17 protein-coding genes are annotated in these 24520 nt (G+C 60.5%); 6 read left to right on the top strand and 11 right to left on the bottom strand.

Translation table 11 applies throughout. From position 1 onward, the window contains the following. Positions 1 to 236: 236 nt before the first annotated feature. Positions 237 to 641 (bottom strand): GFA family protein, encoded by a 405-nt coding sequence (locus ACURWW_RS16055; RefSeq protein ID WP_445617868.1) that lies wholly within the window; start codon positions 639 to 641, stop codon positions 237 to 239. A 194-nt stretch (positions 642 to 835) separates the two neighbouring features. Here ACURWW_RS16055 and ACURWW_RS16050 point away from each other — a divergent pair, with 194 nt between their 5' ends. After that, positions 836 to 1813, top strand: a complete 978-nt coding sequence (locus tag ACURWW_RS16050; protein ID WP_445617869.1) for a helix-turn-helix transcriptional regulator — start codon at positions 836 to 838, stop codon at positions 1811 to 1813. Here ACURWW_RS16050 and ACURWW_RS16045 read toward each other — a convergent pair. The 9 genes from ACURWW_RS16045 to ACURWW_RS16005 form a co-directional block, all read right to left on the bottom strand. Then, positions 1798 to 3327 carry a R3H domain-containing nucleic acid-binding protein gene (locus ACURWW_RS16045; RefSeq protein WP_445617870.1) on the bottom strand — a complete coding sequence of 510 codons (1530 nt, stop codon included), beginning with the start codon at positions 3325 to 3327 and terminating at the stop codon, positions 1798 to 1800. The two genes, ACURWW_RS16050 and ACURWW_RS16045, sit on opposite strands and share 16 nt — an antisense overlap. A gap of 107 nt (positions 3328 to 3434) precedes the next feature. Then, positions 3435 to 3692, bottom strand: a complete 258-nt coding sequence (locus ACURWW_RS16040) for a hypothetical protein (RefSeq protein WP_445617871.1) — start codon at positions 3690 to 3692, stop codon at positions 3435 to 3437. Between the two features lie 29 nt (positions 3693 to 3721). Further along, the gene (locus tag ACURWW_RS16035; RefSeq protein WP_445617872.1) at positions 3722 to 4201 is read right to left on the bottom strand and encodes a YbhB/YbcL family Raf kinase inhibitor-like protein; all 480 of its coding nucleotides are present in this window, start codon (positions 4199 to 4201) and stop codon (positions 3722 to 3724) included. 162 nt (positions 4202 to 4363) lie between these two features. After that, the gene (locus tag ACURWW_RS16030) at positions 4364 to 4606 is read right to left on the bottom strand and encodes a hypothetical protein (RefSeq protein WP_445617873.1); all 243 of its coding nucleotides are present in this window, start codon (positions 4604 to 4606) and stop codon (positions 4364 to 4366) included. Positions 4607 to 4940: 334 nt separating this feature from the next. After that, positions 4941 to 5348, bottom strand: coding sequence for a response regulator (locus ACURWW_RS16025; RefSeq protein WP_445617874.1), 408 nt, complete (start codon positions 5346 to 5348; stop codon positions 4941 to 4943). A 5-nt stretch (positions 5349 to 5353) separates the two neighbouring features. After that, positions 5354 to 9361, bottom strand: a complete 4008-nt coding sequence (locus ACURWW_RS16020; RefSeq protein WP_445617875.1) for a CheR family methyltransferase — start codon at positions 9359 to 9361, stop codon at positions 5354 to 5356. Between the two features lie 709 nt (positions 9362 to 10070). Beyond that, positions 10071 to 13703, bottom strand: a complete 3633-nt coding sequence (locus tag ACURWW_RS16015) for an ATP-binding protein (RefSeq protein WP_445617876.1) — start codon at positions 13701 to 13703, stop codon at positions 10071 to 10073. Then, on the bottom strand, positions 13703 to 14428 hold the full coding sequence (locus ACURWW_RS16010) for a DUF4194 domain-containing protein (protein WP_445617877.1): 726 nt from the start codon (positions 14426 to 14428) through the stop codon (positions 13703 to 13705). The genes ACURWW_RS16015 and ACURWW_RS16010 overlap by 1 nt, the downstream gene beginning before the upstream one ends. Continuing rightward, a complete protein-coding gene (locus tag ACURWW_RS16005; protein ID WP_445617878.1) occupies positions 14421 to 15860 on the bottom strand; it encodes a Wadjet anti-phage system protein JetA family protein in 1440 nt (479 codons plus the stop codon). The genes ACURWW_RS16010 and ACURWW_RS16005 overlap by 8 nt, the downstream gene beginning before the upstream one ends. Before the next feature lie 642 nt (positions 15861 to 16502). Here ACURWW_RS16005 and ACURWW_RS16000 point away from each other — a divergent pair. The 5 genes from ACURWW_RS16000 (at position 16503) to ACURWW_RS15980 (ending at position 23813) form a co-directional block, all read left to right on the top strand. Continuing rightward, positions 16503 to 17636, top strand: coding sequence for a peptidyl-alpha-hydroxyglycine alpha-amidating lyase family protein (locus ACURWW_RS16000; protein WP_445617879.1), 1134 nt, complete (start codon positions 16503 to 16505; stop codon positions 17634 to 17636). Between the two features lie 432 nt (positions 17637 to 18068). Then, positions 18069 to 19379, top strand: coding sequence for a PQQ-dependent sugar dehydrogenase (locus ACURWW_RS15995; protein ID WP_445617880.1), 1311 nt, complete (start codon positions 18069 to 18071; stop codon positions 19377 to 19379). Between the two features lie 86 nt (positions 19380 to 19465). Then, a complete protein-coding gene (locus ACURWW_RS15990) occupies positions 19466 to 19900 on the top strand; it encodes a hypothetical protein (protein ID WP_445617881.1) in 435 nt (144 codons plus the stop codon). 238 nt (positions 19901 to 20138) lie between these two features. Beyond that, complete coding sequence (locus ACURWW_RS15985; protein WP_445617882.1) at positions 20139 to 22412, top strand: molybdopterin cofactor-binding domain-containing protein; 2274 nt, start codon at positions 20139 to 20141, stop codon at positions 22410 to 22412. Between the two features lie 174 nt (positions 22413 to 22586). Continuing rightward, positions 22587 to 23813, top strand: a complete 1227-nt coding sequence (locus ACURWW_RS15980; protein WP_445617883.1) for an HD-GYP domain-containing protein — start codon at positions 22587 to 22589, stop codon at positions 23811 to 23813. On the opposite strand, the gene ACURWW_RS15975 is transcribed toward ACURWW_RS15980, so the two are convergent. Further along, a complete protein-coding gene (locus ACURWW_RS15975) occupies positions 23810 to 24436 on the bottom strand; it encodes a 2'-5' RNA ligase family protein (protein ID WP_445617884.1) in 627 nt (208 codons plus the stop codon). The two genes, ACURWW_RS15980 and ACURWW_RS15975, sit on opposite strands and share 4 nt — an antisense overlap. Positions 24437 to 24520: the final 84 nt, after the last annotated feature.

Raw genomic sequence — 24520 nt, 5'->3', positions numbered from 1 at the left:
TCGAACTTACCTGCCCCTCATTCGCGCCCCGGTAGCTAGCCAGAGTCGCAGGACAGATACAAGGTTGGGTTAGGCCGCAGGCCGTAACCCAACACAAGTCCGGCGAATCAGGAAAAGCTGGTGCCCGCCGGTTGGTTCATTCTGTTGGGTTACGCTTCGCTAACCCAACCTACGCAGCGACTGACACCCGTAGATTGGGTTAGGCCGCAGGCTGTAACCCAACACGCCCCGGCAAGTCAGAGATAGCTGGTGACCGCGGGCGGGTTTATCCAGTTATCATCCCGGCCGTCGGCGTAATTCACCGGCAGTTTGGCGAACTCCTCCGGCTCCAGGTTATCGATGCAGGCGATATTCACCGAGTAGTACTCGCCTCCGATTACCTCCAGATAACCGTGCAGGAAGGGCCGCACCCCACAGTGTCGGCAGAACAGGTGGTGTCCTGACCGGGTTCCGAACTGGTAGTCGCCCAGAGCGTCCTGCCCCTGAATAAGACGAAACTGTTCGGGCTTGGCGAGCGCTCCCCAATAGCGGGTTTTGGTGCAGATTGAGCAATTGCACTTGCCGGTACCCTGACTCAGGTCCAGATCGGCTTCGAACTTGATGGCTCCGCAATGGCAGCTTCCAGCGTAGGTTGTGTTCACGACATTCTCCTGGTTCTTGTTTTGGGGCCGTCGGGACGATCGGCGGCCCGTGGTCGCAAGTACTATAAAACCGAATTAGGATATAATCGGTCCTAGTTTTCCGCCGTTGTTCATTAAACTCGCGGCTCCGCTGATCAATCTCCGCAGGCAGCTGGGGACACCGCCAGGTGCCGCACCGCGTCCAGGGAAGCGCCATGTCCAAGCCCACCACCCGTGTACTTGCACTGCTCGAATTACTACAGACCCATGGCCAGATCAGCGGGTCGGAACTGGGGCGACGCCTGGGCGTGGATGGGCGCACGGTGCGGCGCTACATCACTGTGCTTGAAGATCTGGGGATTCCGGTGACCACCCAGCAGGGGCGGCACGGAGGCTACAGTCTGGTGGCCGGTTTCAAGTTGCCGCCGCTCATGTTTACGGAAGAGGAAACTCTGGCGATCTCGCTCGGCCTGCTTTCCGCAAACGGCCTTGGGCTGTCGGAAATCGCCCCCGCCGTTGCAAGTGCCCAGGCGAAACTGGAGCGGGTGATGCCGGCTACAATCAAAGGGCGTGTTCGTGCAGTGAGCGAAACCACGAGGCTCGTTCTCCCCCGTGCCCGTGAGGTGGGGAACAGCATCCTGCTCACTCTGACCAACGCGGCGGAGCAACAGTCGGGCCTGCGGTTCAGTTATCTCGCGGGAGACGGCGGGACGAGCGAAAGGGACTTTGACCCCTACGGGCTGGTGTTTCGGCGCGGACGCTGGTACGTGGTGGGGATGTGCCATCTGCGGCAGGACTTGCGCACCTTCCGGGTGGATCGCATTCAATCCCTGCGTTTGCGGGGCGAGCACTTTCGCCGTCCCCGGGACTTCGATCCGGCGGCCCATCTGCAAAACAGCCTTTCAACCGCGCAACGGGCGGTCCCCGTGGAAGTGCTTATGATGACCGACCTGGAAACGGCCACCGGCTATCTGGGGGACTATCTGGGCATGTTGGTGCCCCATCCGGAGGGGGTGTTGCTCAGCTCCCGGACGGACAGCCTGGACTGGTTCGCCCGCCAACTGATGTGGTTTCCCTGTGAGTTCCGCATCCTGAGTCCGGCTGCATTGGCCGATTCGGTGCGGGAGCAGGCCCGGCGGGTGCTGGCGATGGTGCCCTCCGGTGAGCATGCCGAGGCTCAGTCCGGCGGGTGAACGATCAGGTGGCGGAGGGGTTCCCGTCCTTCGCTCTGCGCTTCCAAATGGTAGCGGGTTACCAGCCGGTGCTGCATCTTCCGCACTGGTGGGCGGCGGGGAGCCAGCGGCACTGCGATCTTCTCGCTGAGCGCCCGCTCGATGGCGTGCTCCACTTCGGCGATGGCCTCCCGGACTTCGGAATCATCCACATTATCCACCACATTCAGCGCGTTCTTGAGCAGCTTCCGTAACTGGGCCGAGGAATTGTTTTTCACCAGGTGCAGGGGCAGGCCTGTGGCGCCCAGCATGGACTGCAATCGGCGATCGCCTTCCCGGGAGCGCTGGGCCACGATCAGATCCGCAACTTCCGGGCGGGCGGTGGTACGGGCGTTCAACCGTTCGCTGCGAATCACCCGCTCCAACAGCTCCCGGCTTATCGCATAGGGGTAGATCCGAACCTCCTGCTCCCCGGGGCGGATTGGCCGGGATACCGGAGCGGCAACCGGCTCTTCCTGTTGCGGCTCCAAAGGCTGTTCTTCGATGTGACCTTCCGCCGTCCGGGTGCGGCGGCCGCCGCCGGGTTCCCGCCCTTCCAGCAACTTGTCCACAGCATCGGCCGTGTCCGGGTGCACCAGAAACTCGTCCCGCCGCACAATCTCGATCACTGTGTCAAAGGTGGGCGGCGCGCGCCGCTCGCTGATGGTCTTGTGGCTGCCCCGCCGGCGCGCTTCTTCGTCGCTCAGTGTGACCGTGTGCACCCCGCCGATCAGGTCCGACAGGGTGGGGTTCATCACCAGGTTTTCCAGGGTATTGCCGTGCACCGTCCCGATCAGTTGCACCCCCCGTTCGGCAATGGTCCGCGCGGCGAGGGTCTCGGCATTGGTACCGATCTCGTCGATCACGATCACCTCGGGCATGTGGTTCTCCACCGCCTCGATCATCACCGCGTGCTGCCGTTCCGGTCGTGGCACCTGCATGCGCCGCGCAGCGCCGATGCCCGGGTGGGGAATATCGCCATCCCCGGCAATCTCGTTGGAGGTATCGACAACGATCACCCGCTTGCCCAACTGGTCGGCCAGCACACGGGCCGCCTCGCGCAGCAAAGTGGTCTTGCCCACCCCGGGCCGGCCCAGCAGCAGGATGTTGCGCCCGCTTTCCAGCAGGTCGCGCACGATGTCCACCGTCCCGAATACTGCGCGCCCCACACGCAGCGTCAGGCCCACGATGGCCCCATGACGATTGCGCATGGCGGAGATCCGATGAAGCGTCCGCTCAATGCCGGCGCGGTTATCGTCGGTGAACTCGCCCACCCGTTCCAGGACATGTTCGAGATCCGCGCGATCGATGACCCGCTCCCCGAGCGCAATGATGCGGTTCGGGTAGCGCGCTTCGGCCCTGCGTCCAAGATCCATTACAATCTCCAGCAGGTCCTCACTGGAAAAGTCCGTCTCGTCGAGCAGGAATTCGGGAAGCACTGCCAGCAGAAGACTGATGTCGTCTTCGCTGTTCTGAATGATGCGGGGGGATTTCATCGCGGTTTCCAGCCTGATCCTGTCGCCAATCTAACACAACCGATCGCGGCGGAGGAACGGCCCGGTCCCGTTCCGTATTCGGGCCCGTTCGTTGTTCAGGTCATGTATCAATCGGCGAGCCGGGAGCGCCATTCGGCCAGGAGGGCTTCCCGCGTCGAGGCATCGGAGCGGCTCGCCAACAACTGATCCCGGTTGACGGGCATGGCCACGGTCTGCCAATCGCCATCCCGGGCGCATTCCAGATGCACTTCCCAGGCGTCCTCGCCGGCTTCCACCTCGAACATGTATGCCCTCAAATCGAGCTGCTCGAGCAGTTCAGCGGTCGCCTCCTTGGCGTCAATGAGTTCACGTGCACTTGGCGTCATGGCGGCGCCCTCCGATCCGCAGGGCCCGGTCAGGCCCGTTCGTAGGTTCCAACCAGCCGGTTCATGCCGATCACATGAGGTTCAATCCGGTCCAGCAGTTGCCAAAGCGTGAGCCCCGGCTCCAGGCTTAGCTCCTTGTCCAGTGCCAGCACCCAGAAGAAGTAATGGTGTGTGCCGTGGGCGTCGGGCGGCATCGGGCCACCATAGCCACGATTGCCGAAATTGTTTTCTCCAGCGGTGTACTGGCTGCAACCTTCCTCGAGACTCGAGACCGTACCCGGGATGTTGTACAACACCCAATGCACAAATCCGTAGCTGCCACCGCGAGAGACCAATGGCGCGTCGGGGTCGTGGCAGATCACGGCAAAACTCTCCGTCCCGTGCGGCGGGTTGGTCCAACTCAGTTCGGGGGAAACGTCGTCACCCTCGCCGGTGAATTGCTTCGGAACGGGAGCGCCGTTACTGAATGATGGACTGGACACCTGCATTTCGGAAAGAGCAAATCCCATAATTCCTCCTGTTTCAGTTACGGGTCGTCGGCTCGCCGGTCAGACAAGCGGCCTGCAACTGTTCCATTTTGCGGCGCGCCTGTAAAGCCCGGCACCGGGCGGGCGGCGGCCCGCACAGGCTGGTGCGGCGTTCCGAAAGCCTGCCGGCGCCCGAAGCGTCGGTCAGGACGGACGCTTGCGACTGAGCAACCACGCCGCAACCCCACCGACCACGGCGGTGCCGGCGATCGCGGCCAGGACTACGGGATACTGCTGGGTCGTGCGGTTGGATTTACCTAGCGCCCGATCCGCCCGGGCGGCTGCCCGTTCCAGCTCTTTCTGCGCACGGTGACGTACAGCCTGAATTTGCTGCTGTGCGCGGCGAGTGGCATCGTCCATTGCGTTAGTTTCGCGTGTCAGTCTCATGCTTCCTCCTTGAAGAAATTGCGAGATCTGGAAAATTCTGAAAACTCAGGTGCTCCCCGAGGGGGGCTCTGGAGCGCGGGTCTGCAGCGCAGCTCGGCGTGGCGCGGCTCTCAAGCCCGAAGCGCATTCACTGCAGATCCTGCCTTGCACCTGCCTGTGCATGCTTCAGGCCAGCCAAACCCATTGGGTTTTTCACGGCCTCTGACCGCAACCGACCGGAGTTGCGCCGCGAGGTTCCTTGGGCGGCCCGGGGAGTTGAACGCAAAATGGGGCTGGAGTGGGAAGATTCACACGAGCCATTGGATCTCAGCATACCGCTGGTAGCGACCGCCGATTAGCCGACTGAAACACAGCCTTTGCGCTGCAAAAGCTCATCGATGCTGGCAGTGAGGTCGCGAAACCGTACGGGTTTGATCAGCAGTTCGATCTCGCCCGCTTCAGCCCGTTCGGCCAGGGCTTCGTTATCGTTGTTACCGGTAGCAACGATCACCCCGACGGACTCGCAGATGGAGCGGACCTGGTCGGCCACCTGAATGCCATTGGCATCGCCGAGGAAGAAGTCGGTGATCAGGACATTAGGATGGAACCCGGAACGGACAAGCTCCACCGCCGTCGTTCCTTTCGATACTGCCTTTACTACGTACTTACCGCTAAGCCGCAACAACGATAACCAAACGTCAAGAAGATCCTCGGCATCCTCAACAATTAGAACCTTTGGCCGATCCACCTGTGGCTTCACCATACACATCAACTTATCTCATCCAACCTGACCGACATGGTGTCCTTCGTTAAGCCCTCGGAGGATCTGGGAATCGTGACCTGAAAACAGGTGTTCGGGCACGAGGCGTCCACCTCCAGACGCCCACCATGAGCTTTAACGATACTCTGGGAAAGACTCAATCCGAGGCCCGTACCGTCGTGTTTTGTCGTAAAAAAGGGAGTCATCACCTGACTTGCCAACTGCCCGGCGATCCCCTCGCCGCTATCGACAACACGCACGACAACCTCATTCCTCCGGTCTTCCAGCTCCAGACGAATCCACTTCTCGCTGCGCTCCCGGATTGCATCCACAGAATTGTTGATCAGATTTATCAAAACCTGACTCAATTGGGTAGGTTGGGCATGGACCATGATCGGCGCATTGGGGGAGTCCACCCGCAGTTCGATTCCTTTATTCCGAAGTCTGAACATGCAGATCTTCAATGTGTCCTCGATCAGAACATTCAGGTCGCAGGGGGCAAAGCTTTCATGATGATCGGAGCGCGCGATGGACTTGAGGCCAACGATAATGTCGGACATCTTGGTTGTTGTGGCTTCGATCTTGTCCATCGCATCGGCAATCGGGGGCGCCGATGGGGTGTTCATCTGGGCCTGCAGTTCCCGGATAAGATCTACGTAGGACTGGATCGTACTAAGCGGCGTCTTGAGTTCGTGGGCAATTCCGGCAGCCATTTGCCCGAGGGCTGCAAGACGTCCGCTGCGCTCGATCTCTTCTTCCTGCTTCCGCAGTTGCAACTCGCGGGTTCTCGACTCCGTAATGTCGAAGATATTGAGAAAGATCTGATGCTCATCGACCCGGAAGGACTTGAGATCGAAGTGCTGGGTCGTACCGCCGACCGCTCCGCTGAGCTGGAAGTTGCATTTCGTAGTTTCTCCGATCCTGCGAACAAGTTCGTTCACACGTTTTCCTGCGAGGGATGAATCCAGGCAGAACAGAATGTCTTCGAGGGTCGTTGTCGCGAGCGCATCGTCGCTAAGATTGCAGAGGCTGCACAGTTTCTGCGAGGCAAACGATACATAGTATCGCTCATTGCGACGTTTGAGAACGGCGAACCCGTCCTCGGCCCGGCTAATGGCGCTTTGCAGTTCCCGCAGCCGTGTCTCGGTCAGGACCCGATCGGAAACATCCACGCCCACGGAGCAAACTGATGTGATATGACCGTTGTCGTCCCACAGGGGAACCCGGGCAGTGTGAAAAACCCGGGAGCTTCCGTCGACCGGGTGAACCTCGTCGCCGTAAGAGACGTTCTCGCCTTTCAAGGCATCCAGATCCCGTTGCCGTCGCACTTTCCCGCTGCTGGCGCCAAACAGTTCCACATCGGTTTTTCCCAGAATCTCCGATTCGGACATACCTACGGTTTGGCAGAAGGTGGGGTTAACATAGGTATAGACGCCCGAGGCGTCGCGAACTGATACTTTCGCGGGGATTCCGTCCATCAGACGGTACATGGAGCGTTTGGCCAGGTCTGCTCGCCGCAGCGTTTCCTGGATCACCGTGTTGTCCACGAGCGTTGCCACCGCGCCACTGATGGTGCCGGTGGTCCGGTTCACGATGGGGAGGCAGAACGCGTCGAAATCATAACCGCGGGATTTGAACCGCTCCTCTTTGGGATCGCCGGAGCGCAGGCAGTCTTCGATGATCTTGAACAATGCGTCGAGATCGAAAGGCGAGTTCATCAAGCGGAAGTTGCGACCGAGGCTTTCCTCGCCAATCTTGAGAATCTGAGCCGATTTGTCGTTGATGTTTATCAAGTTGAAGTTGTCGTCCACAACGAGAACAGGATTGATAATCGCATTCTGAACCGCATTGAGATGTGCGGAAAGCTCGGCGAGCTCGTTGGTTTTAATGTTCAGTTCTTCGTTGAGGGTTGTGAGTTCTTCATTTGCTGATTGAAGCTCTTCGTTGGAAGTCTCCAGTTCTTCGTTGGACGACTGAAGCTCTTCATTGGCCGACTGTAGTTCTTCGTTCAGGGCCTGAAGCTCTTCGTTGGAGGCTTCCTGCTCCTCAATAACCGACTGCAAGTGCTCGCGCGTGGCCATCAACTCCCGTTCGAGTTCCACAATCTCCCCGCTTGACGCAGTTGGGCGGGTTTTTTCTTCCGGGACACTGGCTTCGACAGTGTGGAACCCCATTACGAATCGAGGATCGCCGAAGGCGTGCACCGGGTAGACTCCGGCATGCACGTACTCGCGGTTCTCCCCTTCCCGGAGCAGAATCGGGCCACTGCGACAGATTCGTCCCGCACGCCGGCTTCGATGGAGTAAAGTCATCAACTGGTTTTTCAGCTCCGGGCGCAGCAGTACGTCCAGGCGCTGATCAAGCGGCCCGTCCGGGAAACAGAGGAAGCGGGCGGCCTCGCCGTATACCGCGAGTACCCGGAAGTCGTCCGCCAGTACCACCGAATCCGGACAGAACTCGCGGATAAGCCCGCGCTCGATTTCGGCCTGGGAGCGGCGCGTCCCAGGTGCAGGGGCGGGGGAACGATGGTTTGCTGTTTTCAACTGACCGAAGCTCATGCCCGCATCGGGAACCCGGTTGCCGCGTTCGAAGATCTTGGCGGTGGAGTCGAGTACCCGGAAAAACGACTTGTCCTGCCCCAGGGACTCGGATTTGCCGAGGAACAGCAAGCCATGCGGGTTCAGCGCGTAATGAAAGATGCGGAGAATCCGATCCTGTACCGAAGGTTCGAAGTAGATGAAAAGATTGCGGCAGCTGATCAGGTCCATCTTCAGAAAAGGGGGGGCCGCGGTCAGGTCATGGCGGGCAAACAGAACCATGTCCCGGACTTCCTTGCTGATTCGGTAGCCGCCTTCGCTCACCGTGAAATATCGGCTCACCAAGGCCTCCGGGAGCCCCTCCAGTGCCGTAGCGGAGAACACACCGGCACGGGCAGCACTCATCGCGGCCTCGTTGATATCCGTAGCGAAGACCTGTATACGCATATCGGCCACGGACATGTTCAAAGCCTTGAGGGCTTCGAGAGCTGCGATGGCGAGGCTGTAGGGCTCCTCGCCGGTCGCGCAGCCGGCGCTCCAGATCCGGATGGAGCTGGCACGACGGTGATTGCTGATGTAGTCCTTCAGTCGATCTTCAGCAGCGTCGAACTGTTCGGTGTCCCGGAAGAAAGCCGTGACGGAAATGAGCACGTCCTGGTACAGCCGGTCCACTTCTTCAGGATTGTCACAAAGATAGGAGTAGTATTCGCCGAGGGTCGAACATTTGAGGGCATTCATCCGCCGCTGCAAGCGACGATTGATGGTGTTGGGCTTGTAGAGTGCAAAATTGACGTTGGTCTTTTTCTGAAGAAGGTCAAAGACCTTTTTGGAGAGGTCGTCTTCATCGTCAACCGAATGGACGTCGGACAGTGGCGCTGCACTGATCTCCCGTGCGATCGCGTCCGGGGCGAGTATCATGTCGATGGCGCCAGTGGCAATCGCCGACCTGGGCATGCCATCGTATTTGGCTGTGCCCGGCTCCTGGACAATGGTAACCCCACCCGCGGCCTTGACAGCACGGCAGCCCTGGGCGCCGTCGCTGCCGGTGCCCGAGAGGATGCAGGCTACACTGTCCTCAGCGCAATCGTCAGCAAGCGAACTGAGAAAGCGATCTATGGATGGTTTGGGTCCAACGCGTCCCTCAAGTCTGCCAAGTTGGATCTGATGATCCTTGATGGTGATATCCGCATTCGGCGGCGTAACGTAGATCCGGTTGGCTTGAAGTCGCAGGCCATCTGTAGCTTCGACAACCGGAATCTTTGTCTCACGGGTCAGGAGCTCCGTGAGCATACTTTTGGAGGTCGGCGACATGTGCTGGACCACCACAATGCTACCGGTGATTGTTTCGGGTAACTCGGAAAAGATTGCACGGAGCACCTCCAAACCACCCGCCGAAGCACCCACCCCAACCACCGGCTTGCTGGAATCGCGTGCACGTCGTCCAAGCGCCGATGGATTGTGGTGTACATCAACTTCCAAACTCGTCTCCAAAAGTGTTTCAGCAGAATCGTTTCAGCAGGACCGCGCCAATAATAGAACACAACAGAAAGGTGAACAGGGGGTGCTGCTTGGCTCAAATGCCCGGCGCGGTGACTTCGATAAATGGCGTCACGGATGGTTCCGCGTACAGCACGGCAGGATGATTGTAAATCGCGAACTACTCCACGATCTAACGCCTCGCGTAGCCGGTCAGCAGCATGGGGCGACAAAACTATACCGGCAAAGAAAGCCAAGTCAAGCAGACGGCAAGCGTAAAACTCAGCCGTCGTCTGACGGTGGCATCTTTTTCAAAAATTGTAATTTTTACCAGAATCGAGGTTGTATGCCGATGGCTGTTAGAGGGTTCTTTCGGCTCCTGGGAGCCGTGCAACTCCACCGTTTTCAGCCGAAGTTCTCCAGTGTTTGGAGTACATGCACGCGCTGAGGAGAGAGCATTTGTTTCTGGCTTCGGACAGGGCGTCTTTTGTCACCGGGTCAGCTATGCTGGTGGACGGTAGAGTGTCCATAACGAATGGATAGCCCCGACCCCGGGGCGAGGCGACGGATTCGTTGCGGTGTTGGGTTACGCTTCGCTAACCCAACCTACAGCCACAACATGGCGCGCACGCTCCATCCCGTAGGTTGGGTTAGGCCAAAGGCCGTAACCCAACAACACCCCCAACATCCCCACCCGGCGCCGATGGTAAGCTCAAGCAAGATCTTCCATGAAATCCAGCATGGCCTGGTTCTTCACGGTCTTGCGGTGATTGGCCCAAAGCTCTTTTATCCTGTCCTGATTGCAGGCCTTGCGGTCCACCAGCACCCGGGTGTTGAGTTCGCCAATGGGAGTGGTAGTGGGACACTTGCTGAACACAAACTGGTTGCTGATCAGGTCCATGAAGGGGCCGGACTTGCTTGTGGGCATGATGAACAGAAGCTGCAGGCCCAGAGTCTCGGTGAGATAGTTGATCACCTCTCGCGAGCGGGTTTCGTCCATCTTCGAGAAGGCCTCGTCCACCAGCACCATGCGCAAATGGCTGCTGCCTTCGTTGAAACGGAAGGCGGAGGTCACGGCGGCGGAACGGATGATGTAAGCAGGCGTTTCCAGCTGGCCCCCTGAACCGGTGCCGTATTGACTGAGTGCAATGGGCGCCTTGCCTTCCGGCTCCTTGTAGATCTCGTACCGACGATAGTTGCGGTAGTCGCTGATGCGCCCCAGCTCGCGCAGGGCAATCTGCTCGTCCGGGTCCAGCAGCATGTCCAGCATCCGGTCGCGTACCTGGCGCGCCTTGGTGGACAACTCCGCTTCAAACAGACTCGCCCCATCCCCAAGGTTCGGCTGATCGATGATTTCCTTGAAGAAGCGCCAGTAATCCTTGTATTCGGGCACCCAGTCGTAGCCGAAGTAAAAACGCTCCCGGTCGGCGCCGAAACGATGGTGTTCGAGCTCCCGGTTCAGGTCGTCGAGAATTCGTTTGCCCTCGCCGATGGCCTGATAGATCGAGTGACAGAGGTTGGTGACGAAGGCGGTGTTGAAGCTTTCCTTCAAGCCGGTGAGCTTGTCGAACTTGTCCACCAGCACGTTGTTCTTCAGCCGGTTGTGAATCAGGTCGATCTCGCCACGCAGCTTCACCACCCGCTGGAAGAACTCGTCGCTGTGGCGCTCCGACAGCGCGTTGTCGTAGACGATGGCATCGTGCTGATTGCAGCGCTGGTTGTGCTCGCGGATGGACTGAAACAGCGTGCGTTCGATGTTCTCCAACTGACCACCCAGAGTCTCCAGTTCGTCATTGAAGCTGTGATCCCTGCCGGCACTGCGGGCGCGCTGTTCGGCCTGCTGCAGCACTTCCTCCGCATTCAGCTCCGGATAGGCACTGGCTGTTTGCTCAATGGCCGACTCCAGGTCATCCTGCACCTGCTGGAGTGCGTCCTGGGCATCGGCAAGCTTGCGGATTTCCGTTTCGTGCTGTTGTTCCTTCTGCTTCAGGCTGCCCGACTCCTCGCTGAGTTGACGGGCCAGGGTTTCCTGCTCGGCATATTGCTGCTTGAGCTGCTCCAGTTGCTCCTCCAACTCACGGAAATCGCTGAGGTCCAGTTGCGCCAGCTCGGATTCGGCCTGGGTGATTTGCCGCTGCAACTGCAACATGCCCCGGATCAACCCGGAACACTGCACGGGTTTGATGGATTCCACCAGCCCGAACAACTGGCTGACAGTCTGCAGTTCACGCTCCGCCTGATTGGCGTCGATGGCCAGCTGCTCGCACTCTCGCTCCTTCGCCCGCATTGCCCGTTCGCGGGCAGCCTGTCCGAACACCAGTTCGCTGTCGTCCAGGTCGCAACGCCACATACTGTAGCCGCCGGAACCGAGCCCTTCGGGAGTCACACCGCGCACCGTATTGCGCAGCGCATCCGCATCACCGACGCACAGCACGTTGCCGTAAGAGGCGCGCAGATAGAATTCGGCGGTGCGGTGGGTAAAGGCCATCACCTCGATAATGGAGCCTTTAGGTGTTCCCAGCCGCTCTGCATCCCGCTGCACCTTGCTGCCTTGAATGACCCGCGCGTTGCTGCGGCGGCCACCGGGCATGGAGCGCACGATGCGAATCGCCTCCGCCTCGTATTCTGTTTCCACCAGAATGGAAAACCGCGCTCCGCCGATGTAACCCTCAATGGCCATTTGCCAGGCGGGATCGGTCACCTCCACGTAGTCGCAGAGGACCCGCGGGTCCGCATCGGGGCAGGCTTTGCGGATGGCGGCGACCGCGGCTTCCACCTGGGGCGGATAGCTGACTTTGCGGGTCTCCAGCATCCGCACTTCTTTTTCCTTCTGCCGAAGCTTGCCCTGCAAATCCTGCCAGCGGCGTTCGCAGGATGAGCGCACCAGGGCGATCTGATCGCGCACGCTGCCCTGCCCGGAATCTCCGTGAAGGGTCTCGGCCCAGTGGCGATGGCGGGTTTCTATGGCGAGCACCCGGTCCAGGTCCTCCTCCAGCCGCTCCATGCCCACCCAGTCCCTGGAGAGCAGACGATTGAAGTCCAGCTCCAGATCCTCCCCACTGGCGATGGCCTTTGCCTGCTGGCGGAAGTCCCGTCCGTCGAGCGCCGGGATCTGAATGGCCAGGGACTGCCCCTGAAGTTGTTCCATGAGGGTCTGGGTTGCTTCCACATTGCGGGCGATCTGCTGACCGCTCTCCAGCAGCGGCCGGGCCTTTTCCCCGAGTTCGCGATTGCGTTCGGTGATGGCCCGCTCCAGATCGTCCTTGTCCTTCAGGGCGCCGACGCCTTGGCGGCGCGCTTCCAGTTGCACTCTTTCATCATAACTTTGCTGGCGGCGCTGCTCGCAAAGGGTGAGGCGCTCCTGGTTGTCCGCGATCGCTGCGCGAACATCCTGCTGCGCTTTTTTTGCCGCCACATAGGAGTGATGATTGAGCTGCAGGCGGCGGGTGGCTTCGGTATATTGAAGAACGCTTCGCTCCACCCAGGTGTCCACGTAGCGCTGGGCCTGGGTCCTGGCGTTGTCCAGGGTATCGATGGTGTCGCGGATGGCGCGGGTGTCCGCTTCCATCTGATGAATGGTTTTCATCAATTCGGAAACCGCGCGAATGGCCTCGCCCAGATCCTTCGGTTCCAGAACCTCCCGCGCAACAAACTCGGTAATGCTTTTAACCGGTTTGTAGGCCATGAAGTTGGCAAAGGTACGGGCTGCATGCTTCGCTTCCCGGTCCGACACCGCGTCCCGGCGTCCGCGCAGCGCACCATAAAGACGCCGCAGGTAGGCGCCCTTCTTGTCGTACACCTCGACCGTCTTGCTCCCCAGTCGCTTTTTCAGCAGACCGGTAATGGAGTCGATGGGCACCACGTGCTTGCCGTCCGGGTACTCCTTGATCAGGTCGTCCAGGCACAGCTGCTCGCCGGGAATGATCAGGAATTGCAGGGCGGCAAGGCGCGCCTGTTTCTGAGTGCCGGCGCCGTCCAGATGGGCGCGCATGCACATCACTGCCGTGAAAACCTCACCGCTTTCCCCCTGGGTGGGATGGAATATCCCCGCCACGTAGGCGTCCGTGGGCCACGGACGGGAATAGCTGCCGTCGTCGCAGCCCAGCACGTAGGAGGCCAGAGTTCGCACCTGCTTGCCGCCCCGCCCGCGCTGTGTGGTTTCGTCCTGCCCCGGGTTATAGTTGAACAGGTTTTCGTGAGCGGCGGTCATCAGGGTCTGGATGGCGTCGGCCGCCGTGGTTTTGCCTGATCCGTTTCCGCCGGAGAAGAGATTGATGGGACCAAACTCGAATTCCAGCTGTGGAATGTTGCCCCAGTTAACGAAGATGCCGCGCTTCAAAAACATCAGTGATCCTCACCATTGGGCTCGCCGGAAAACAGTGCGCTGGGCACGATGGTCTCTTCAGTGTCTTCCCCGGCGGGTTCCGGGGTGTCGTCGACCGCTTCGCCACCCGTCAGTGCGCTGAGCACGTCTCCGGTAACAAAACTGGTAATGGACGGTTGGATGCTGATCCAGCTTTCCTCGCTGTCCATGTCGTCCTCATTGTTGAACTGAATGAGACGCAGTTGCCGCAGCCGGCGAAACAGGTTTTTCCTTTCCACCTGGGCTTCCGGCAGGGAGCGCTTGAGCAGGTTGTGCATGGCGATAGCCAGGCCTTCCAGTGAGATCATGGCCCGGCCCTGATCGTCCACCTGGCCCTCGCGCAGGGATTTTTCGTACTCGGTGCGCAGCACCAGAATCACCGCCACTTCCTGCTGGGTGGGGCGGGATCGAAAGCCGCTGTTGAATGGTGCATCGTCAAGGTCGGCCATTCCGGGCACTTCGGCGCCGGGCGGAAAGATGCGCACAAAAGCAAAACGAGGGTCGTGCTGAATACGCACTCCGATCACGGCCAGGTAATCCTCCACTACGTCGGCACATTGCAGGTAGCGGTCATACAGGCCGGCCTCGATCTGGCTTTCGTTGCGGGAAATCACGCCGTAATCCAGCAAGCGGATCACCAGCTCGGAGAACTCCTCGCGGGTGAGACCCGATGGCTTCAGTTGTTCCTGCAAAAACGCGTCAATCATTCGATTCAATCAACTCAATCGTAAATTCGTCCAGGGACTGGTAGTAGTCGTTGTCAATTCGCTGACCCGTAGGCTCCACCAGAAAGCGGTGACTCGTACCCAGGTTGTTCACTGCACCCACTTCAATGGCGTGGGCCATGGCCAGCAGGTCGGGCGCGCTCTCGACCGGCAGTTCCCGGGTGGACACCCGCTGGCCGCTTTTCAAAGCGCGGAACACGTAATCGCGCAGGCTCTTGTTGTCCATGGCAAAGGCCTGATCCAGCAACTGTTGGATATAAAGGTCGCGCTCCGCTTCCGGGTCCAGGTCGTGAAACTCGCCAATGGCCGTTTGCACCGGACGCTGGCGTTTACGCTCCTGTAGCTTGATCTGGCCGGGGTCGATCAACTGCAGCTTCATGGTGGCCATTTCACCGGCCGCTGCGTCAAGGCGCTGCTGGTATTCCTCGGGCGGCAACTGGCTCAGTGTCCGGCAGACCGCCAGCAGGTCGTTGCCACCTTGCATGTTCAGGTAGCTCAGTTGCCGGATGATAATGTCCGCCCGCTTGGTAAAACTGTGCAGCGCGCGGCGCAGAGCGGGCAACATGATCTCCGCCGCGTTGCCCATGCGCCGTTCAATGGTGTCGAGTATGGTCCACAGCACGGACTGGCCCGGCAGCGCCATTTCCGGCAGGATGCGTCGCAATTCTTCCTCGGCGTTGCGCTTGAACTCCTTGTTCTTGCGTCGCACCCTGCCCAGGCTTTTGCTGATCTGATCCCTGTACTTTTCCACGCTGTCGGCCGAGAGGCGCACGGACACGTCGGGCTGAAAGCGCTTTTCCATGAATTCGAAAAACTGTTCGGTGGCCTGCTGCACAAGCTGCTGGGATTCCACTTCCCGCACCAACTGCCGCTTGCGTTCTTCCAACTCGGCGATAATGTCGGTGAAATCCGTCACGATCCGTTCGGAGTAGTCGTAGGCGTCCAGCAGGTCGTGGACTTCGCCGCGGTTCAGGAAGGCTTCCAGTGCGTTGAGGGTGTTGCGGGTATTGCGGTGCCGGGTCCGCACTCGTGTCGAGTCGGACTCCACAAGGGTCTGGCTGAACAGTCGGCCCAGGCGGGTGAAGGGGTAGGTGGACTGCAGGGTTGCGGTGTCCACTTGCTTTTCCAGCCAGCCGCAGTCGAGCAGTTGTTTGAGTATCCAGTTGGCCTGGTCCCGCGGCGACTTGAATCGCTGGGGCTGGTCATCGTCGTCCTGTCCGCTGCTCAGTACCGGCGCGCGGGCGAGGGCTTCTTCGAGGATTTCCACTACCTGGTCCCGGGAGAGGGAATGGCCGTAGTCGGCATTGGCGCTGTACAGGCGCTGGTACAGCAGGCTGAGGCACTGGGCGGTCTGCTCCCGGTACTTGCTGACGAGGGGCTTGAAAAAGTCCTGGCGTTCCGGGGAGAAAAACATGAATGAGGCTGAAGCAGTCCTGGCGTTCGAGGCAGCGGGCTACTCTATTGGCAGCGCCACAGAGCGTCAACAAGCATAGCTCATCTGGTGCGAAGCATGGGGAAGCATAATGGAGTGCTGCTGCTGCGGTGGTGTGGTGCCACTAAGCCGTTCGGGGTTGGTCCGGGCCTTTCAAAATCGCGGTGGATACCTCCCTGTAGCTCCCTCACGTCTTCCCTGACGTGAGGGTTTTGAAAGGCCCGGACCAATCGAACTCGTACCGTGCAATCGGCACGCGGAAGACCCGGACGTTCCCGGGTGGGGCGAGGCGTTTCAAAAACGCATGAATACATCCCTGTAGCTCCGTCGCTTCATCCCTGAAGCGACGGTTTTGAAACGCCTCGCCCCACCCGCGAACTCGCATCGTGCCTGGTTCACAATTTGAGCCGTTGCTCATCAGGAACGGTCAGGGCGAACGTTACCGGTCCCTCACCGTGGTCCAGCGGCTGGTGAACGGGTTCCCGGCACCTCACAAAACCATTTCACGTTGCTTTACACACGCGGGTCGGGCCTGTGATTTAGTCCGGCTCGGGTTATGATGGCCAGTCTGTAAGGGCTTCCCCAGATAATAAGATTTCAACAGCGACGCTGACGAGGTGAATAATGATCAAAAGACACGCACAAGGCACACTTTTCCTGCCCCTGGTTCTGCTCTCATTGATTTCCGCCCCCGCCCTGGCCCAGCGCGGCGCCGTGGGGCCCGAGGAGCATGCCAAGGTCAAACCCATCAATGACGAGTTGCCCAATCCCTACAAAACCGTTCGCGACTGGGGCAAGCTGCCGGACGGTCGCAAGTGGGGCTCCGTGAGCGCGGTTCACGTGGATATCGATGGCAAGCACATTTGGGCGGGCGACCGTTGCGGAGCCAATTCCTGCGTGGGTTCCGACGTGGATCCCATCGTGAAGCTGGACCCCAACGGTAAAGTAGTGAAAAGTTTCGGAGCCGGAGTGCTGGCCTGGCCCCACGGAATGGAAGTGGACAGTGAAGGCAACGTCTGGGTGGTCGACGCTCGCGGACCGCGTCCGGATGAGCTGGAAAAGCACCCCGAAAGCAAGAACCTCGGTCACCAGGTCGTCAAGTTCAGCCCCGAAGGTGAAGTGCTGATGGTCATTGGCAAACCCGGGGAAGCGGGCAAGCCGCCGACCCATCTGACCGAGCCCAATGACGTTCTGGTCGCGCCGGACGGCAGTATCTTCGTGGCCGAAACTCACAGCGCCCAGTTCATGGACGAGCCCGGTCCCCGCGCCAGCAGCGCCATTCACAAGTTTGCGGCGGACGGCACCTACATCAAGAGCTGGGGCGAGTGGGGCTTTGAGGATGGCCAGCTCCGTTCACCCCACGCGTTGGCAATGGACTCCCAGGGTCGCCTGTTCGTGGCGGATCGGGGCAACCGTCGTATTCAGATTTTTGATCAGGACGGCAAGCACCTGGACACCTGGTACCAGTTCAGCCGCATCAGCGGGATGTTCATCGATGCCGACGATACCCTCTACGCGATCGATTCCGAATCGGACGATAACTACAACCCGGGCGGCTGGAAAAAAGGCCTGCGCGTGGGCAGCGCAGAAACCGGCGAGGTGAAGTATTTTGTCCCGGCCCACGAATCTCCGCGTCCGTCCGGCATGGGCGGGGTTGGCTCCATGGGTGAAGGGGTGACCGTCGACCAGGACGGCAACGTCATCGCCGGTGAAGTGGGTCCGATTCAGGGGCTGACCAAGTTCGTACCCAAGAAGTAAACCGTCAAGCAAGACCGTTGGCCGATCGCCGCAAACCAAGCGGCGATTTCACAGCTACGCAGTAGTTTCGGCACCGGCAAGCAGCTACGAGTTGGCACCAACGCACTTACTACCCATTGGCACTAAACGTCCGGACGCGGGGCCGCCAGGCCCTGCCGCGACCTTCACCAGCAGGGATGCTGGTGAAGAGCCTCCAGGGATGGATTCACTGCGTGTCGCGGCAGGGCCTGGTGGCCCCGCGTCCTGGCACAATCTCTCCCCCTCCCGGACCAACTTTCCTATCTCGGCGCACTCCGCGGCTCTTCCTGCTTCGGCTCGTGCTCCAGCGTGGTAGCCCCGCAACTGGCACGAAGTCCGCAAGTTCCCTCTCCAGTTTATCCACACTCAGCCGTACCCGTGCGGTGTCAGGGAGAATGTTTCCAGGAGGGAGTCATGCACAAAAAATTTCCGGTAATTGTTACCAGCGCGACGATTGCTACCGTGTGCAGTGCAGCAGCGTTGGGCCAATCCGTATCCGAGCAATTTCCCACTGCCAATCCGCCCGAGGTTCCCGACGTCGAGGTCATTGGCCACATCCTCAAACCGGCACAGCTGGAAGTCACCGAAGAGCGGGTCCAGCGCCTGCAACTGCCCGAGGGCTTTGAAATTGCCATCTTCGCCGATGGGCTCGAGAACCCGCGCATGCTTGCGGTCCACGAGAGCGGAGCGGTATTCGTCACCCGCCGGGAAGTGGGTGATGTGGTCCGGCTGGTGGACGAAGACGGTGACGGCCGAGCCGATACCGAAACCGTCGTAGCCGAGCAGGAGGAAGCCCACGGAATCGCCATTGATGGCTCCACCCTCTACCTGGTGACCGTGCGGGAACTGTATCGGGCCGACATTGATGAGAACGGCGACCTGGGCGAGCTCGAACTCCTCATTGATGACCTCCCCGATGGCGGCCAGCACCCGAACCGCACCATCGTCGTGGGTCCCGATGGGAAACTGTACCTGTCGGTAGGCTCAACCTGTAACGCCTGCGCGGAAACCAACCCCGAGAGCGCCACCATTTTGCAGGTTGAACCGGATGGCTCGGACCGCCGCGTGTTCGCCTCGGGGCTGCGCAACACCATCGGCTTCGGCTTCGTGCCCGGAAACGGCGCCCTGTTCGGGATGGACCACGGCATCGACTGGCTCGGGGACAACGAGCAGCACGAAGAACTCAATCGCATCGAAGACGGAGCGCAGTACGGCTGGCCCTACGTCTACGACGACGGCCGGTTCAACCCCGCCGACGAACCTCCCGCTGACCAGAGCTGGGCCGACTGGGCAGAGCAGAGCACCGAACCGGTGGGCTTCTACACGCCCCATGCGGCCCCGATGCAATGGGCGTTCTATACCGGCGACCAGTTTCCCGAGGCCTACCGTGGCGACGCCTTTGTAACCATGCGCGGTTCATGGAACCGCAAACCCCCGTCCGGCTACGAAATCGTGCGAATCGATTTTGAAGATGGCGAACCGGTGAGCTTCGAACCCTTCGTGACCGGGTTCCTGATGCAGGAAGGCGGTCAATGGGGCTTTCTCAGCCGCCTCGCTGGAGTGGCTCAGGCCGGGGACGGCTCCCTGCTCGTGAGTGACGATACCAACGGCGTGATCTACCGCATCAGTTACACGGGAGAGGCAGACGCGGAAGCGGCGCAGGGCATGACCCCAACCAACAGCGAAGGCGCTGAGGTCCGTGTGGAAGGTGGCCCGGGGCGGTGACAGCGAAAGCGTCGTGGGACGGGTGAAGGTGCGATCGTCGGTCGCACATTCGCCGCCGGGATCATCACTGCAACGGGAGGAAAACGATGGCCGTCACACTCAACCGGATTCTCAACGACTCGCAACAGGCTGCCATGGTGTACGGGAGCCTGGTGGAGGCCGCCAACGTCGATGAAAAAGCCTGGGACTTCGTGGAAATGCGCAAGGACCACGAACAGATCGTGGGCAGCATTCGCCGCATGCTGGCGGAAATGGGTATGGACCCAGGGGGGCAGGGACCCGGCGCCTCGCCCCAGATCCGCAAACAACCGCACCTACGTTTATATGAGGACCCGGAAGTGCTGAACGCCCTGCGCGAAGCGGAGCAATCCGAACTGGCCGATTGTGATGCCCTCATGGGACAGTCGGCAGGCGACCGGGAAATCCACACCTTCGTCGCCAACCAGATCCGCCCGGTCCTGAGCAATCACGTCGAGGTACTGAGCGATTACCTCAAGCGCGCCCGCGCCCGGAGGCATTGAGCCGCGGCAGCCCCGTTGTGGCTCCGATCTGGCGTGCGGCTCGGGCTTACAACCCCGGGCCGCTTTCTATACAGTACGGACTGACTCTACAGTACCCGCTGAACCACGTGTGCGCACGTACCGGCAGGGCCTGCCCCCTGCAGGTCTGCTGAAACGTCCGGCCCACGAATGCCAACCACAAGGCCGCTGCATTTCGGGCCAACAAAACAACCGGGCCATCAAAAAACAAGGAATCGTCATGGACTTCGCCGACCAACCGCTACACGACAGTGTCGTTGAGGAAGTAAAAACTGCGCTTACCCGCCAGCCGCGCCTGAAGCGAAGGCGCTTTCTGGAACTGGCGGCAGTAAGCAGCGGCGGGTTTGCTGTCGCCCTGTCCCTGCCCGCCGGAGCCGCTACCGGCATCGGCCCCGAGTTGCCGTCGGTCAGGCAGTTCGAGCTCAATGCCTTCGTACACGTGGGGCCGGATGGAGGTATTACTCTTTATTCTCACACGCCGGAAATGGGCCAGGGGGTGAAGACCTCCATTCCCATGATCATCGCTGAAGAGCTGGGCGCGGACTGGGCCCAGGTCACCGTGATCCAGGCGCCGGTCAACGAACAGCGCTATGGCACCCAGCGCGCCGGCGGCTCCACCTCCACCCCGCGCAATTGGCGGCCCATGCGCCAGATGGGCGCCGCCGCCCGCCACATGTTCATTGCCGCTGCCGCCCGGCGCCTCGACGCTCCGGCGAATGAATTCATCGCGAGGAATCACACAGTCGTTCATCAGCCCAGCGGACGAAGCCTGACCTTCGCCGAGCTGGTGGGGGCCGCCGCAAAGCAGAAGCTGCCCGCTGCGCGGGACGTCCGTCTGAAGGATGCCGGGGAGTTCTACCTGCTGGGCACCGCTGTGGGCGGCGTGGATAACCCGGCCATCGTGACCGGCAAACCCCTGTTCGGCATCGATGTGCAGCTGCCCGGCATGCTGCACGCGGTCTATCACAAGTGTCCCGCATTCTTCGGCCGCGTAAAAAATGCCAACCTGGACGAGGTGAAAAAACTGCCGGGGGTGGTGGATGCATTCGTCCTTGAAGGTGGCCGGGATGCCATGGGGCTGGTCTCCGGCGTGGCAATTGTGGCCCGCTCCACCTGGCAGGCTTTCAAGGCCCGGGAGGCGCTCCGGGTGGAGTGGGACGAGAGCGACGCGTCCGACGACAGCTGGACCCGGTTTGCAGAACAGGCGCGTGAACTGGCCCTTACCCGCGGCGAGCGGGAGATCACGTCCCGCGGCAATGTGGACGACGAATTCGGGCGCGCCGACAATACAGTAGTGGAAAGCTTCTACACCCATCCTTACGTGGCCCACGCCTGCATGGAGCCCATGAACTGCACCGCCCACTACAAACCCGCCCGTGACGGGGAGCCCGCCAGCATGGAGATCTGGGCCCCCACGCAGGCCCCGAGCCGGATCTTCGCCCTGGGCCCACGCTACCTGGATCTGCCCGCCGAGCGGGTCACGGTCCATCAGACCCGAATGGGCGGCGGCTTTGGCCGCCGGGGCCGGGTGGACTTCTCGTCGGAAGCCGCTTTGATATCCAAACGCATGGAGGCTCCCGTCAAACTCACCTGGAGCCGGGAAGACGATATCCAGCACGACTTTTATCGGGCCGGTGGCTTCTTCGCCATGAAGGGTGCGGTGGATGAACAGGGCAAGCTGGCGGCGATGGAAACCCACCTGATCGGGGTGGGCCGCGATGGGGAGCCCACCAGCGGGACCCGCCTTTCCGCCGAAGAATTTCCCGCACTCTGCGCGCCCAATTACCGTGCTGCCATGTCCCTGATGGAGAGCCTGACCCCCTGCGGGCCATGGCGCGCACCCGGCTCCAATGTCACGGCCTGGGCCGTGCAGAGTTTCATTGCGGAACTGGCCCATGCGGCGGGCCGCGATCATCTGGAATTTCTGCTGGAGATCATGGGCGAGCCGCGCTGGTTCGAGCCGGGAAATATGCGCTCCCTGAATACCGGCCGCGCCAGCGGGGTCATCCGGCTGGCGGCGGAAAAAGCCGGCTGGGGCAAGCAACTGCCCAAAGGGCGCGGGCTGGGCCTGGCCTTCCATTTCAGTCACGCGGGCCATGTGGCGGAGGTGGCGGAAGTCAGCGTCGGGCCCGATAAAAAGCTCAGTGTTCACAAGGTCACCGCAGCGGTGGATATCGGCCCGGTCATCAACCGCAGCGGCGCGACTGCCCAGGTGGAAGGGGCCATAATCGATGGCTTCAGCACCATGCTGTCCATGGAAATCACCATGGAAAACGGGCGCGTCCAGCAAAGCAACTTCCACGACTACCACGGCCTGTCCATGCGGCACGCGCCGGAAGTGGACGTTCACTTCATCGAATCGGACTACGAGCCCACCGGCATCGGCGAACCTGCCTTGCCGCCCCTGGCACCCGCGGTGGGCAACGCCATCTTCGCGGCCACGGGTGAGCGGGTGCGCGTGATGCCGCTTCGCCGGGAAGGCTTCACTGTCTGATCAGCGGCTCCCCGTCACTGCGGGTGTCAGCCGTCTTTGCGAATATTCAGACACTTTCCATCAGGCTGCTATATTTATCTGATCAGATCGTTTTCCGCCGCTGCTTCATAGCCCCCGTTTCCCCGCGGCTCGCAGAGCGGGCCGTACCAACGTTTCCATGGAACCCCATCGCCAATGCCTGTAAAGAAGATCAACGTCAACGAAGTCGAAATCGGTATGTACGTCTCCCGCCTCGATCGGCCGTGGAGCGAAACACCCTTCCTTTTTCAGGGTTTTCCTGTGCGCAACAAGGCGGAGATCGCGGAGCTGAAAAAGCAATGCCAGCACGTCTACATCATGGTGCCGGACGAGGAGATCGAGATCAGCGCAATCCCTGCCCGGCCAAAGCCCCAGCCGGCTTCCGAGCTGATCGGCAAGAAACAGTACAAGACCACCAGCACCGCCATGGACGAGATCCGTACCGTGAAGCAGTCCCACGAGGAACTGGTGGGACTGATGCGGGATGTGGAAACCGCGTTCAGGCAGACGGGACAGATCAAGCTGGATCTTATCGAGGAGTCGGTCGAGGTAATGATCGACAGCATCGGGCGCAACCCGGATGCCTACATCTGGCTTAACCGGATCAAGAAGTTCGATTCCTACATTTACCGGGACGCACTCAACGCCTCTATTCTGGCCACCACTGTGGGGCGTGAGCTGGGTCTGGCTCGGGACAAGCTCAACGCCCTTGCCACCGGCGCACTGGTGATGGACATCGGCAAAACCAAGCTGCCCCCGGAACTTCTGAACAAGAAGGAACGGCTCACCGACAATGAGTGGGCCATCATGAAGACCCACGTGGAGCACGGCGTACGCACTCTGTCCGAGGATGCGGATGCGTCTGCCGATGTGCTGGACATCGTACGCACCCACCACGAACGCCTGGATGGCAGCGGCTATCCGGCAGCCCTGAAAGGTGACCACATTCCACTGCTGGGCCAGATCGCCGGTATGGTGGATTTCTACGTGGCCCTCACCACCCCGCGTCCTTACGCCAATGCCACCTCCGCCTCCAACGCAGCGTACATGCTCTACCAGCAACAGGGCGTGTATTTTTCGGAGATGCTGGTCAAACATTTCATTCAGGCACTCTCCACCTATCCCACCGGCAGCCTGGTGGAACTGAGCAGCGGAGAGGTGGGCATTGTGGTGTCCCAGAACCCGGGCTTGCGACTGCGGCCCAATGTGGTTCTTCTGCTCGACCCAAAGAAGGAATACTACGGATCATTCACCGTGGTCAGCCTCGTGGACTACTGCTACGGCAACACCGACAAGCCGGTGACGGTGGCGAAAACCCTTCCCGATGGTGCCTACGGTGTTGCAATCGAAGAGATGACCGCGTCGGAGCCAGCGGAGGATTAGCCGGAGGGCCCCACGCGCCGGGAGCGGAGCTCCCGAGCGCAGGTGCCGTGATTCCCGAGCTGGAAGATGGCCAAAGCTTCCACGCCAAAGCGGAAGGGCGTGAAGGTTTCCTTTCGCAACTGCTCCAGAAATTCCCGATGAGCCCGGCCAAGAGTCACGTGCGGGTTGTACTTGTCCCGGGCGTGCTCATCGAAGAAGACCTCCACATAATGGCGACTCGATCGCGCAATCGTCGGCTCGTCCGGGGTCGTATGAAACGCACTTTCCCCTCCGCTTCGCAGCGCGATCGGTTCCAGCAACTCCACCACCTGCCTGTGCGCCTCAGCCAGCCATTGCGGCTGGCGAACGTCAAATCCCGCCGTGCCGAGCCCGTTCTTCGGGAAGAAATCAAAGGCTTCCGCGTGTAGTTCGTGGCCAATACCGAGGGGCGACACCTGCTCCCAGATCGAATCCAGATCATTCGGGTCAATAAAGGCCTGGGCCAGAGTGATGTGAGGCACGTGGCCGTCATCCAGTGCAAAACCCGCCGGATAATTTTTCAGCAAGCGCAAATTCCAGCTTCGGGCGCGCTCTCTCATTGCTTCGCCGGGAACAAGGGCCACGTTGATTGCGAGGCAATTCATATTTCCTCTCTTCTGCATGCGTAGAGCATCGCTTGTGAGACTCTCATACAACTTGCATAACGGACCCACTCCTCAAAATGGGTC

The organism is Gilvimarinus sp. F26214L (assembly GCF_054401055.1).
This window is presented reverse-complemented; position numbering and strand designations above follow the sequence as displayed.

What these genes read in the sequence shown, in the direction of transcription:
- ACURWW_RS16050 (WP_445617869.1), top strand. Translation starts at nt 836, where the DNA reads ATGTCCAAGCCCACCACCCGTGTACTTGCACTGCTCGAATTACTACAG.
- ACURWW_RS16045 (WP_445617870.1), bottom strand. Translation starts at nt 3,327, where the DNA reads ATGAAATCCCCCCGCATCATTCAGAACAGCGAAGACGACATCAGTCTT.
- ACURWW_RS16040 (WP_445617871.1), bottom strand. Translation starts at nt 3,692, where the DNA reads ATGACGCCAAGTGCACGTGAACTCATTGACGCCAAGGAGGCGACCGCT.
- ACURWW_RS16035 (WP_445617872.1), bottom strand. Translation starts at nt 4,201, where the DNA reads ATGGGATTTGCTCTTTCCGAAATGCAGGTGTCCAGTCCATCATTCAGT.
- ACURWW_RS16030 (WP_445617873.1), bottom strand. Translation starts at nt 4,606, where the DNA reads ATGAGACTGACACGCGAAACTAACGCAATGGACGATGCCACTCGCCGC.
- ACURWW_RS16025 (WP_445617874.1), bottom strand. Translation starts at nt 5,348, where the DNA reads ATGGTGAAGCCACAGGTGGATCGGCCAAAGGTTCTAATTGTTGAGGAT.
- ACURWW_RS16015 (WP_445617876.1), bottom strand. Translation starts at nt 13,703, where the DNA reads ATGTTTTTGAAGCGCGGCATCTTCGTTAACTGGGGCAACATTCCACAG.
- ACURWW_RS16010 (WP_445617877.1), bottom strand. Translation starts at nt 14,428, where the DNA reads ATGATTGACGCGTTTTTGCAGGAACAACTGAAGCCATCGGGTCTCACC.
- ACURWW_RS16005 (WP_445617878.1), bottom strand. Translation starts at nt 15,860, where the DNA reads ATGTTTTTCTCCCCGGAACGCCAGGACTTTTTCAAGCCCCTCGTCAGC.
- ACURWW_RS16000 (WP_445617879.1), top strand. Translation starts at nt 16,503, where the DNA reads ATGATCAAAAGACACGCACAAGGCACACTTTTCCTGCCCCTGGTTCTG.
- ACURWW_RS15995 (WP_445617880.1), top strand. Translation starts at nt 18,069, where the DNA reads ATGCACAAAAAATTTCCGGTAATTGTTACCAGCGCGACGATTGCTACC.
- ACURWW_RS15990 (WP_445617881.1), top strand. Translation starts at nt 19,466, where the DNA reads ATGGCCGTCACACTCAACCGGATTCTCAACGACTCGCAACAGGCTGCC.
- ACURWW_RS15985 (WP_445617882.1), top strand. Translation starts at nt 20,139, where the DNA reads ATGGACTTCGCCGACCAACCGCTACACGACAGTGTCGTTGAGGAAGTA.
- ACURWW_RS15980 (WP_445617883.1), top strand. Translation starts at nt 22,587, where the DNA reads ATGCCTGTAAAGAAGATCAACGTCAACGAAGTCGAAATCGGTATGTAC.
- ACURWW_RS15975 (WP_445617884.1), bottom strand. Translation starts at nt 24,436, where the DNA reads ATGAATTGCCTCGCAATCAACGTGGCCCTTGTTCCCGGCGAAGCAATG.